This window comes from Microbacterium imperiale (genome assembly GCF_017876655.1).
Lineage (GTDB): Bacteria > Actinomycetota > Actinomycetes > Actinomycetales > Microbacteriaceae > Microbacterium > Microbacterium imperiale.
This window is the reverse complement of sequence record NZ_JAGIOK010000001.1, coordinates 2628100-2639338: the sequence shown is the minus strand read 5'-3', so window position 1 is coordinate 2639338 and position 11239 is coordinate 2628100. Positions and strand designations below refer to the sequence as shown.

General features: G+C 70.3%; 15 protein-coding genes. 6 read left to right on the top strand and 9 right to left on the bottom strand.

Annotated elements, in window-relative coordinates; translation table 11 throughout:
• Positions 1–12: 12 nt before the first annotated feature.
• Positions 13–702 carry a DedA family protein gene (locus JOF37_RS12770; RefSeq protein WP_210007163.1) on the bottom strand — a complete coding sequence of 230 codons (690 nt, stop codon included), beginning with the start codon at positions 700–702 and terminating at the stop codon, positions 13–15.
• Between the two features lie 98 nt (positions 703–800).
• On the opposite strand from JOF37_RS12770, the gene aspS reads away from it, so the two are divergent.
• On the top strand, positions 801–2141 hold the full coding sequence (aspS, locus tag JOF37_RS12765; RefSeq protein WP_210007162.1) for an aspartate--tRNA(Asn) ligase: 1341 nt from the start codon (positions 801–803) through the stop codon (positions 2139–2141).
• 89 nt (positions 2142–2230) lie between these two features.
• Positions 2231–3418, top strand: a complete 1188-nt coding sequence (locus JOF37_RS12760; protein ID WP_210007161.1) for a mechanosensitive ion channel family protein — start codon at positions 2231–2233, stop codon at positions 3416–3418.
• Between the two features lie 6 nt (positions 3419–3424).
• On the opposite strand, the gene JOF37_RS12755 is transcribed toward JOF37_RS12760, so the two are convergent.
• The 6 genes from JOF37_RS12755 to JOF37_RS12730 all read right to left on the bottom strand — a co-directional run bounded on the left by JOF37_RS12755 (position 3425) and on the right by JOF37_RS12730 (position 5293).
• Positions 3425–3727: a Dabb family protein gene (locus JOF37_RS12755; RefSeq protein ID WP_210007160.1), complete on the bottom strand. Its 303-nt coding sequence runs from the start codon at positions 3725–3727 to the stop codon at positions 3425–3427.
• Positions 3724–4023, bottom strand: coding sequence for a glutaredoxin family protein (locus tag JOF37_RS12750; protein WP_210007159.1), 300 nt, complete (start codon positions 4021–4023; stop codon positions 3724–3726). Before JOF37_RS12750 ends, JOF37_RS12755 begins: the two co-directional genes overlap by 4 nt.
• 8 nt (positions 4024–4031) lie before the next feature.
• Complete coding sequence (locus JOF37_RS12745) at positions 4032–4325, bottom strand: rhodanese-like domain-containing protein (RefSeq protein WP_210007158.1); 294 nt, start codon at positions 4323–4325, stop codon at positions 4032–4034.
• Positions 4326–4417: 92 nt separating this feature from the next.
• Entirely contained in the window at positions 4418–4516 is a 99-nt protein-coding gene (locus JOF37_RS12740) for a 30S ribosomal protein bS22 (protein WP_003792170.1), read from the bottom strand.
• A gap of 83 nt (positions 4517–4599) precedes the next feature.
• The gene (locus JOF37_RS12735; protein WP_210007157.1) at positions 4600–4791 is read right to left on the bottom strand and encodes a helix-turn-helix domain-containing protein; all 192 of its coding nucleotides are present in this window, start codon (positions 4789–4791) and stop codon (positions 4600–4602) included.
• A gap of 94 nt (positions 4792–4885) precedes the next feature.
• Entirely contained in the window at positions 4886–5293 is a 408-nt protein-coding gene (locus tag JOF37_RS12730) for an ArsR/SmtB family transcription factor (protein ID WP_210007156.1), read from the bottom strand.
• Between the two features lie 97 nt (positions 5294–5390).
• Here JOF37_RS12730 and JOF37_RS12725 point away from each other — a divergent pair, with 97 nt between their 5' ends.
• The 3 genes from JOF37_RS12725 to JOF37_RS12715 all read left to right on the top strand — a co-directional run bounded on the left by JOF37_RS12725 (position 5391) and on the right by JOF37_RS12715 (position 8603).
• The gene (locus JOF37_RS12725) at positions 5391–6833 is read left to right on the top strand and encodes a TrkH family potassium uptake protein (RefSeq protein ID WP_210007155.1); all 1443 of its coding nucleotides are present in this window, start codon (positions 5391–5393) and stop codon (positions 6831–6833) included.
• Positions 6826–7497 carry a potassium channel family protein gene (locus JOF37_RS12720; RefSeq protein WP_210007154.1) on the top strand — a complete coding sequence of 224 codons (672 nt, stop codon included), beginning with the start codon at positions 6826–6828 and terminating at the stop codon, positions 7495–7497. Before JOF37_RS12725 ends, JOF37_RS12720 begins: the two co-directional genes overlap by 8 nt.
• Before the next feature lie 188 nt (positions 7498–7685).
• Complete coding sequence (locus JOF37_RS12715; protein WP_210007153.1) at positions 7686–8603, top strand: putative endonuclease domain-containing protein; 918 nt, start codon at positions 7686–7688, stop codon at positions 8601–8603.
• Positions 8604–8678: 75 nt separating this feature from the next.
• Here the strand turns inward: JOF37_RS12715 and proC are convergent, their stop codons facing one another.
• Complete coding sequence (proC, locus tag JOF37_RS12710) at positions 8679–9521, bottom strand: pyrroline-5-carboxylate reductase (RefSeq protein ID WP_210007152.1); 843 nt, start codon at positions 9519–9521, stop codon at positions 8679–8681.
• Positions 9522–9630: 109 nt separating this feature from the next.
• Between proC and JOF37_RS12705 the strand changes: the two genes are divergently transcribed.
• On the top strand, positions 9631–10749 hold the full coding sequence (locus JOF37_RS12705) for an alpha/beta fold hydrolase (RefSeq protein WP_210007151.1): 1119 nt from the start codon (positions 9631–9633) through the stop codon (positions 10747–10749).
• Positions 10750–10755: 6 nt separating this feature from the next.
• Here the strand turns inward: JOF37_RS12705 and JOF37_RS12700 are convergent, their stop codons facing one another.
• On the bottom strand, positions 10756–11223 hold the full coding sequence (locus tag JOF37_RS12700) for a nucleoside deaminase (protein WP_271175083.1): 468 nt from the start codon (positions 11221–11223) through the stop codon (positions 10756–10758).
• Between the last annotated feature and the right edge of the window lie 16 nt (positions 11224–11239).

Here is an 11239-nt window from a genome sequence, read left to right as displayed (position 1 = left end):
CGGCGCCCGCCCCTATGCGGACCCTGAGCGCTCCGCTCCGCCGTCGCGGCGCTCGCGCAGCAGCGCCCGCACGCGCACGAAGACGAACCACGCGACCGCGATCACGATGACGACGATCACGACCATCTGGAAGATCTCGGCGTACTGCTCGACGATGTGCCAGTTCTCCCCCAGCAGGAAGCCGGCCATGACGAAGATCGAGTTCCAGATGAGACTGCCCGCCGTCGTCAGCAGGCCGAACTTCCACCAGTGCATGCGCGAGACGCCCGCGGGGATCGAGATGAGGCTGCGGAAGAGGGGCACCATGCGTCCGAAGAAGACCGCGATCGAGCCGTGCTTCTCGAACCAGTGGACCGAACGGACGACGTCGTCGCCCTTGACCAGCGGCATCCGGTCGGCGATGCGGCGCAGCCGCTCCGCGCCGAGCCAGCGCCCGAGGAAGTACAGGATGTAGGCGCCGAACACCGAGCCGAACGTCGTCCACAGGATCGCCTCGGCCAGGGTGAACGAGCCCCGCGAAGCCGCGAGACCCGCCATCGGCAGCACGACCTCGCTCGGGATCGGGGGGAAGAGGTTGTCCATGCCCACCGCGATCGCCGCGCCGGCGGGACCGATGGTGTCCATCAGCGACACCGTCCAGTCGGCGAGGGTCGTCAGCCACGAGCCGCCCTGCTCGGACGCGGCCAGGATCAAGTCGGTCATCGGTGCCCTCGCGCTCGGTGAACGGTCGCCCGGCCGGGCCCCGCCGACAGCCTAGGGCCGGGACGTCGGAGATGGCTGGACGCGTAGACTCTCCCCTCGTGAGTGAACGCGTTCTCGTCCAGCAGCTGCAGGCCCGCCCCGACGGCCCCGTGTCGGTCTCCGGATGGGTCGAGACCGTCCGCGATCAGAAGAAGGTGCAGTTCGTCATCCTGCGCGATGAGACGGGTGCGGTGCAGCTGGTGAACCCGGCCACCCGTCCCGCCGAGGACGGCAGCGAGCAGGATGCCGCCGCGCTGGCCCTCACCGACCTCATCTCGAACCTGTCGACGGGCACCTTCCTCACCGCCACCGGCCAGCTCAAGCACGACGAGCGCGTCAAGCTCGGCGGCGTCGAGATCAAGATCGGCGACCTCGACATCGCCGCGGCCGCTCTGCCCGAGACGCCGATCGCCGCCGACTCCGGCCTCGACAAGCGCATGGACTGGCGCTTCCTCGACCTGCGTCAGCGCCGCAACAACCTCATCTTCCGCGTGCAGACGACGCTCGAGCACGCGATGCGCACCTACTGGATCGAGCGCGACTACATCGAGATCCACTCGCCGAAGCTCATGGCCTCGGCATCCGAGTCCGCCGCCGAGCTGTTCGAGGTGCCCTACTTCGAGGACAAGACGGCCTACCTCGCGCAGAGCCCGCAGTTCTTCAAGCAGATGGCCCAGTCGGCCGGCTTCGGCAAGATCTTCGAGATCGGAGACGTCTTCCGCGCCGACCCGTCGTTCACCTCGCGCCACGCGACCGAGTTCACCTCGATCGACGCCGAGATCTCGTGGATCGACTCGCACGAGGACGTCGCGGCCATGCAGGAGGAGCTGCTGCAGTTCGCCTTCCAGGCCGTCAAGGACAAGCACGGCGCCGAGATCGCCGAGCTGTTCGGCGTCGAGGTCGAGGTGCCGTCGGTCCCGTTCCCCCGCATCCCGCTGGCGGAGGCCCGCGAGATCGTCGCGGCCCGCGGATACGACATCCCCCGCACCGACGGCGACCTCGACCCCGAGGGCGAGCGCCAGATCTCCGCGCACGTGCGCGAGCAGCACGGCCATCAGTTCGTGTTCATCACCGACTACCACCCCGAGATCCGCGCGTTCTACCACATGCGCGATGAAGAGACCGGGCTGACGAAGTCGTACGACCTGCTCTTCAACGGCGTCGAGATCACGACGGGCGCGCAGCGCGAGCACCGCGTCGACGTCCTCATCGAGCAGGCCAAGGAGAAGGGCCTCGAGCCCGAGCACCTCGACTTCTACCTCGACTTCTTCCGTTACGGCGCCCCGCCGCACGGCGGGTTCGGCATGGGCCTGGCCCGCGTGCTGATGCTGCTGCTCGGCGAATCGTCCATCCGCGAGGTCACCTACCTCTTCCGCGGTCCCACGCGCCTGGCCCCGTAACACACGACCCCGCGCACCCGGCAACCGTTCAGGCACCGCCGGTCGGCGCCCGTATCGTGGCTTCTCCGCCGACGAGAGGAGCAACACGTATGTGGGACGGCTGGATGGAGTTCGGCATCGCCGTGCTGGTGGGCCTGACCGGCGCCGCCGTGATCGCGGTGGTCGCGGCCATCGCGCTGCGGATCGCCGGACGACGGCATCGGTGGCCCGAGGTCCTCAGCCGCCGCTCGCGCACGCCGTTCCGCGTCCTGCTGCTCGCGATCGTGCTCTGGGCGGCGGTGTCCGCCGCGTACCCGGACGAGCAGTGGCGTGCCATCATCGGGCAGCTGCTGACGATCCTGATCATCGGCGCGAGCACGTGGCTGCTCGCGTCGCTGGTCATCGTCGTCACCGATGTCGCGCTCGGGCGGTACCGCATCGACGTCCCCGACAACCGCGTCGCCCGCCGCATCCGCACGCAGATGCTGATCGTGCGCCGTCTGGCGGTCGCGATCATCATCGTGATCGGCATCGGAGCGGTGCTGCTGACCTTCGATTCGGTCCGCGCCGTGGGAGCCAGCGTCCTCGCCTCGGCCGGTATCGCCTCGGTGGTCGCGGGCCTGGCCGCCCAGTCGGTGCTGGGCAACGTCTTCGCCGGCCTGCAGATCGTCTTCAGCGATGCCCTCCGCGTCGACGACGTCGTGGTCGCCGACGGCGAGTGGGGCCGAGTCGGTGAGATCACCCTGAGCTACGTCGTGCTCGACCTCTGGGACGACCGCCGCCTCGTGCTGCCGTGCACCTACTTCACCACGACGCCGTTCGAGAACTGGACGCGGCGCGGTTCGGAGCTGCTCGGCGCCGTCGAGATGGACCTCGACTGGAACGTCTCGCCCACCGCCATGCGCGCGCACCTGCGGGGCGTCCTCGAACAGACGGAGTTGTGGGACCGGCGCACGTCGGTGCTGCAGGTGACCGACGCGGTCGCGGGCTACGTGCGGGTGCGCATACTCGTCACTGCGAAGGACGCGCCGACGCTGTTCGACCTGCGCTGCCTGGTGCGCGAGGCGATGGTCACGTGGGTGCAGCGGACGATGCCGCAGGCGGTCCCGGTGCAGCGCGTCATGATGACGGATGCCACGGCCTCCGGTTCGGGCGCCGACCACCGCATCACGCACGACCCGACCCCCACGAACGACGGCTTGTTCACCGGGAGTGCGGAAGCCGAGCGCCGCGCGAGCACCTTCACCAATGCCATCCCGGTCGTGACCGTCGGCGAGCCGCCCGAGCGTCGCGACTGAGACGGATCAGACCTCGAAGTCGACGGAGATGCGGCTCGCCACGACGCTGCGCACGTAGCCGACGACCTCCTGGTGGGCCGGGTGCACCTGGTACGCCTCGAGCCCCGCAAGGTCGTCGAAGTCGGCGACCAGTGCGACATCGCCGTTGACGTCGGCGTACGCCATGTTCGGCCCGATGCTCAGCGAGCGGATCGACGGCACGACGCCGACGAGGGCCTGAATGCGACGAGCGACCTCTGCGGCGTGCTCTGCGCGGGTCTCGGCGTCTTCGGCGGCGAGCTTCCAGGCGACGACGTGGCGGATGGTCATGCGGGCTCCTCGGTGCGAGCGGGCGCCGCAGGTGCGGCATCCGTGGTGACGGAATCGGCCAGCGCCGAGCGCAGCCGATCGGCGGACACACGCCAGTGGGCGTGCAGGCGGTCGTCGATCAGGACGACGGGGATCTTCTCCCACCACTGCTCATAGAGGGCGGCATCGTCGAGGATCGACAGCTCGCGCACCTCGACCTCGCCGTCTGGGCGCTCGGCGACGACGGCGTCGACGATCTCACGCGCAACGTCGCAGAGGTGGCAGTCGGGCTTCGAGACGATCGTCAGGGTCGTCATCGAGGTGCTCAGCGCTCGAGCTCGAAGCCGCGCCCGGCCCACTCGCCGGTGCCGCCTTCGACGTTCGTCGCGTCGTAGCCGCGAGCTTCGAGCGCCGTGACGACCTGAGCCGATCGACCGCCGGCCTGGCAGATGACGTCGAACGCGCCGTCGGGAAGCTCACCCAGGCGCTCCCCCAGCTGCGACATGGGGATGCTGATCGCGCCGGGCACCCGGCCCGCGGCGAACTCGTGGTCCTCGCGCACGTCGATGAGGGGCACGTCGCGGCCGGCGCGCAGGTCGTCGATGGTGATGGATTTCATGCTGATTCCTCCGCGTCCAGCCTAGGACGGCGCAAAGCACGAAGCGCCCCTCGGCCGGAGCCGAACGGGGCGCTCAGTGACGTCGCCGCGACTTACTTCTTGTTACGGCGCTGGTGGCGAGTCTTGCGAAGCAGCTTGCGGTGCTTCTTCTTCGCCATGCGCTTGCGGCGCTTCTTGATGACAGAACCCACGGAAAACCTCACTATGTCAGGGTCTGGACGCATCTCGTGTGCGCCCGGGAACAGGCATCTCGCGAAAAATGCCTCGGATCAGTCTAGCCGACGTCGGAGATCGGCCGTTGCACGGCGTCGCGCACGGCGGATTCGGGGACGCGATAGCTGCGTCCGAACCGGACGGCGGGCAGTTCACCCGCGTGCACGAGACGATAGACCGTCATCTTCGACACCCGCATGATCTCGGCCACCTCCGCGACAGTCAGAAAGCGCACATCGGGCAGCTCGGCCATCGTCATCCTTTCCCCGGTGCGAACACTCTAGGGGTCGGCTGTGACGGCTGTAAACCGGCGTGACCGGTGTTGCCTCGCCGATGCTCGACCCGCGTCAGCGCGCGGGTCGCTTGCCGAACACGCTGGTGACGGCGTGCTTCGCGGATGCCGCGGCGCGCCCCACCAGTTCGGCCGCAGCGACCGCCGGCTCGGGCAGCGCCACGGGCGGGTCCGCATCGTAGGGCTCGGCCGTGAGGAACGGCACGAGCCAGTCGTCGACGACGTCGAGCGGCTCGGGCGACAGGCTGTAGTAGCGGTGCTGCCCCTCTTCGCGCACGGTGACGAGCCCGGCTTCGCGCAGGACCTTCAGGTGCTTCGAGATCGTCGGCTGGCTCACTCCCAGCTCGTTGACGATCTGCGAGACGCTCGTCCCCGAGACGCGGGGGTCCGAGTCGCGATCGAGGAGGAGACGCAGGATGTCCCGACGGGTACCGTCGGCGATCACGTCGAAGATGTCCGCCATGCCTTCAGGTTAGTCGGCGCGCACGCCCGAGTACCATGACATCGGCACCGAGCTACGGCGGCGCCCGGAGCAAGCGCTGATCGTGGGGAGGACACGCATGGCGGAGCAGTCCGTCGGCGCGATCGTCCTGCGCCGCGTCAGAGGGTTCGGCCGTGAGGCGTGGGATGCCGGCCGCGATCTGGCCACGGCGTCGCCCTCGCGGTTCGCGGTCCTGATCTTCTCGACGCTGATCCTCGTCTTCACGACGCTGTTCTCGTTGCCCGCGGCATCCGCGGACGGCGTGGCGACCCCGTTCGCCGACGCCCTCTTCACCGCGGTGTCGACGATCTGCGTCGCCGGTCTCGCGACCGTCGACATGGCGACGCACTGGTCGCCGTTCGGCCACGTGCTCATCTACATCGGCGTCAACGTCGGGGCCATGGGCGTTCTGACGCTCGCGTCGATCCTCGGCCTGGTCATCTCCAAGCGCCTGGGCCTGCGGGCCAAGCTCATCGCCGCGGGCGACACCAACCCGCTGCGCGCGCACGGCGGGCCCGTTGCCGAAGGCCAGGCCGTGCGGCTGGGCGAGGTGGGCTCGCTGCTGCGCACCGTCGCCCTCTCGACCCTCGTCATCGAAGCGGGTCTGGCGATCCTGCTCTACCCCTCGCTGCTCATCGGCGGCGTCGACCCGCTGACGGCCCTGTGGGAAGCGCCGTACTACGCGGCGATGGCCTTCACGAACACCGGCTTCTCCCCCAACGCCGAGGGCCTGCTGCCGTTCGCGCAGGACTACGTCATGCTGACGGTCCTCATGGCGGGGGTCTTCCTCGGCTCCATCGGCTTCCCGGTCATCTTCACGCTGTGGCGGCACCACTTCCACGTCCGCGCGTGGTCGCTGCACGCAAAGCTGACGATCATCACGACGATCGTCCTCTTCTTCGTCGGCGCGGGTGTCTTCCTGCTGCTCGAGTACGACAACCCGGCGACGTTCGGGTCGATGGAGGCCTGGGACACGACCTTCCAAGCCTTCTTCCTCTCGGCCATGACGCGATCGGGCGGGTTCTCGGTCATCGACATCGGCGAGATGCACGGGTCGTCGCTCATCGTCGGCTCGATGCTCATGTTCGTCGGCGGCGGGTCGGCCTCGACGGCCGGTGGCATCAAGGTCACCACGCTCGCGGTGCTCGCGCTGGCGGTGTGGTCCGAGGCCAAGGGCCGCCCGTCGGTGCAGGCCTTCGGCCGCCGCATCCCCAGCGACGTGCAGCGCGTCGCTCTGTCGGTCGTCGCCTGGAGCGCGACGATCGTGGCGCTGGGAACCGTCACGATCGCGCAGATCACCAAGGCCCCGGTCGACCAGGTGCTCTTCGACGTCATCTCCGGGTTCGCGACGGTCGGATTGTCGACGGGACTCACCGCCGAGCTGCCCGACCCTGCCGTCTACGTCATGGCTCTCGTGATGTTCATGGGGCGCGTTGGTACAGTGACTCTCGCTGCGGCGGTGGCTGCGACATCCCGTTCCCAGCTTTACTCCCTCCCCGTCGAAAGGCCGATCGTTGGTTGAGCAGATCCGAAGCGACGCGCCCGTCCTGGTCATCGGGCTGGGGCGCTTCGGCGCCGCCTGCGCCGGCGAGCTCGACCGTCTCGACCGCGAGGTGCTGGCCATCGACGACAGCCTCGACCTGGTGCAGAAGTGGTCGGAGCGCGTCACGCACGCCGTGCAGGCCGATGCCCGCAACCTCGACGCCCTGAAGCAGATCGGCGCGCAGGACTTCCAGGTGGCGGTCGTCGCGGTCGGATCCTCGATCGAGGCGTCCGTGCTCATCACCGCGAACCTCGTCGACCTGAAGGTGCCGCAGATCTGGGCGAAGGCGGTCTCGCAGTCGCACGGCAAGATCCTCGCCCGCGTCGGCGCGAACCATGTCGTGTACCCGGAGCGCGAGGCCGGCGAGCGCGTCGCTCACCTCGTCAGCGGTCGCATGCTCGACTTCATCCGCTTCGACGACGACTTCGTGCTCGCGAAGATGTACCCGCCGAAGTTCATCCGCGGCGTCGGCCTCAACGAATCGGGCGTGCGCACGAAGTACCACGTCACGGTCGTGGGTGTGAAGAGTCCCGGCAAGCCGTTCCGCTACGCCGAGGCCAACACCGTCGTGACCAACCACGACCTGATCATCGTCTCGGGCACCAACTCCGACATCGAGCGCTTCGCCTCCCTCGACCGCTGACCCGCGTGCCCCGCGCCGCGAAGGTGGCGCGAATGCCGGGTTCGCGAGCGCCATTCCCTGCCGTCGCGCCACCTTCATGCGCGTTCGGGGCATGGGGGCTCCTCCCCAGGAGGGGGGCATGAGGGGGTTGTGAGAGGCGGGTGGGGGCTGGGAGCTGTGGGGGGCTCGGCAGGCGACAGAGTGGGCGGATGCCGCGAACGCCTGCGCCCCTGCCCGATGACCTCGGCGAGGTCTTCGGCGTCGCTCAGGCGCGTGCGGCGGGCGTGACCCGCGGGCGTCTCGGTGCGCGCGACCTCGAAGCGCCCTTCCACGGGGTACGGGCCCGTCTCGCTCCAGCGCGAGACACCGGCGACGGACCGCTCGCCCGCGACCGCGCGCAACGGGAACGCGTCCTCCGCAGGGCACAGGCGTACGCGCGCGTCGCCCCCGAGGGAGCGTTCTTCGCGGGGCGCACCGCCGCTGTCCTGCACGGCTGCCCCGTCGTGCATCCGGCGGACTCTCTCGAGGTCGGCGTCGTCGCGCCCGGTCGGGCACCGCGCGCACGCGGCATCCACGGCATCAAGGTGGCGGACCACCTCGTGACCATCGGCGAGCTGCACGGTGTGCGCGTCGTCAGCGCCGCGTCCGCGTGGGCGATGCTCGGCAGGACGGCGAGCGTGCGCGAACTGATCATCGCGGGTGACGCGCTCGTCGCCATCCCGCGAGGCCCGGGCGGTGGACGGATGCCGCACCGCCGGCTCTGCACCCCGGCTCAGCTCCGCGCGGCGCTCCCCCACATCCGCGAGGGGGCGATGTCACCGCCCGAGACCGAGCTGCGCCTCGACCTCGTGACAGCGGGACTGCCCGAGCCGATGCTCGACGTCGAGATCCGCGACGACGGCGGTCGTCTACTCGGCATCACCGAGCTCGTCTACCCGGATGCTCGTGTGGCGATCGAGGTGGAGGGCGATCATCACCGCACCAGCAAGCGCCAGTGGGATCGCGACCTCGAGAAGTACGCGACCTACACCGCCGCCGGGTGGCTCGTGGTCCGCGTCACGGTCTCGCAGGTGCGGAGCCACCGTGCCGTGACCCTCGTGAGACGAGCCCTCGCTGCCGCCCGATGAAGGGGACGCGTGTGCTCGTCATCAGTGCCGCGAAACCGGCGCTCGCGTCACCTTCTCGCGCGATCGCGTCAGGAGTCAGGACCCTGCGGCGAGCTCGCGGGCCCGCGCGAGGGCGGCGTCCGTCGCGCGCGAGAACACCTCATCGAGATGCGCGTCCTGAAGGACGGCGATCGCGCGCTCCGTCGTGCCCTTCGGGCTCGTGACACGACGACGCAGCTCGGCGGGGTCCTCGCCCGTCGCGTCCAGCAGCGCCGCGGCACCGATGAACGTCTGCTCCGCCATGAGGCGGGCCTCGGTCTCGCCGAACCCGTGACCGACAGCGGCGCGGGTGAGCTGCTCGATGAGCAGGAAGACGTAGGCCGGCCCCGAGCCCGAGATCGTCGAGAGGGCGTCGATCTGCTCCTCCGGCACCTCGACGACCACGCCGCAGGTCTCGAACAGCGCACGTACGAGGGCCATGTCGTCGGCGGATGCCGCGGGGCCGGCGGCCAGCCCGGTGACGGCCTTCCCGACGACGGCGGGGGTGTTCGGCATCGATCGGATGACCGGCTGCTGAGCGCCGAGGATCCCCGCGAAGGTGTCGATCGTCACGCCCGCCGCGAGGCTCACGACGACGGTGCGGGGACGCAGCACGGGCGCGATCTCGCGCAGGAGGTCGGGCACCATCGCCGGCTTGACGCCGATGAGGACGATGTCGGCCGCGGCGGCGGCATCCGTGTTGCCGGACGGGCTGTCGGCGAGCGCGATGCTCCTCACGCCGGCGAGGTCGGCCAGCTCCGCGGCCTTCGCGACCGAGCGGTTGGTGACGGTCACTCCCCCCGCGGCCGCGCCTGATGCGACGAGGCCTGAGAGGATCGCACCGCCCATCGATCCGGCTCCGAGGATGGCGATGGGGGGAAGGGCGACGGCGTCGGGCATGCGGCCATCTTAAGTCCGGCCGTTTCCCAGCGGAGGGGAGGGTCGCGGGGTAGAGTCGAAGCGTCCGCGGGCGCGGAAGCGCTCGCCGCGCAGAGCGAAGGATTCCGCCATGCCCCTCTTCGACGGCATTACGCCACGCACCATCGAGACGTCGCGCTTGGCGGTGAACATCCTCGAGCGCACGGCCGACGATCCGGCCACACCGGCCGAGCGGACCCTCGTCCTGCTGCACGCGGCGCCCGGCTCCAGCCTGTTCTGGCAGGAGATCATGGAGGACCTGCCCAGCGACGTCCGCCCGATCGCGATCGACCTGCGCGGGTTCGGCGGCACCGAGCACCTGCCCGTCGATGCGACGCGGGGTGTCCGCGACTTCTCGGACGACGTCCGCGCCGCGATCGAAGAGCTGGGGCTCGACGCGGTCCACCTCGTCGGCTGGGGCCTGGGCGCCGCGGTCGCCATGCAGTACGCGCTCGACCACCGCGTCCTCTCCCTCAGCCTGCTCTCGCCGATCTCGCCGTACGGCTTCGGCGGCACCCGTCCCGACGGCTCGCGTCTGACCGACGACGACGCCGGCTGCGGCGGCGGCGCGGTGAGCACCGCGCTAGTCGAGCGCTTGACGGCCCGCGACGCCGGCGACGGCGAGGGTTCGCCGCGTCGGGCGTTCCGGACCACGTTCGTCTCGCCCGACTACGAGTCCGAGAACGAGGACACGTGGGTCGAGGCGATGCTCTCGACCTCGACGGCCGAGGGGAACTACCCGGGCGACAGCGTGCCCAGCCCGAACTGGCCCGGCTTCGCCGCGGGACGCCTCGGCGTGCAGAACGCCCTCGCGCCCGGGAACTTCGACGTCTCGCGCATCGCCGAGCTCGGGGCACCCTATGACGCGCCCCCGATCCTCTGGGTGCGGGGAGGCGCCGACGTCATCGTGGCCGACGGCTCGTTCGCCGACGCCGGTCACCTGGGCGAGATCGGCGCTCTGCCCGGATGGCCCGGCGTCGAGGCGGCACCCGCCCAGCAGATGGTCGCGCAGACCCGTGCCGTGCTCGATCGCTACCGCGACGCGGGCGGTCAGGTCACGGAGGTCGTCATCGAGGGCGTCGGCCACGCGGTGCACCTCGAGCGGCCGGGCAAGGTGCGCACGGCCATCCTGTCGACGATCGGCTACCTCGGCACGCCCATCTCGCCGGCTCCCCCGACCGAGGCCATCATCCTCAGCTCCTGGGACTGACCGCTTTCAGCGGTGCGCGGCGAAGAACCGCCGCAGCAGCGCTGAGGCCTCGTCCGCTCGGACTCCGGCGACGACCTCGGCTCGCACCGGAAGCCGCCGGTCGCGGACGATGTCGTACTGCGAGCCCGCGGCCCCGGCCTTGTCGTCCCAGGCGCCGAACACGAGGCGCGAGACGTGTGATTGCAGCACGGCTCCGGCGCACATGAGGCACGGCTCGAGCGTGACGGTCAAGGTGCATCCGGTGAGGTTCCACGAACCGGTCGCGACGGCCGCCGCGCGCAGTGCGACGACCTCGGCGTGCGCGGTGGGATCGCCCGTCGCCTCGCGCAGGTTGCGCCCCTCGCCGATCACCGCGCCCGCGGCATCCGTCACGACGGCCCCCACCGGGATGTCGCCGGCGCTCGCCGCGGCCGCCGCGAGCTCGAGCGCGCGCACCATCGCCCGGTCGTCGTCAGCGGGGGCCGGCAGGGTCACCGCTCCAGCGTAGGCC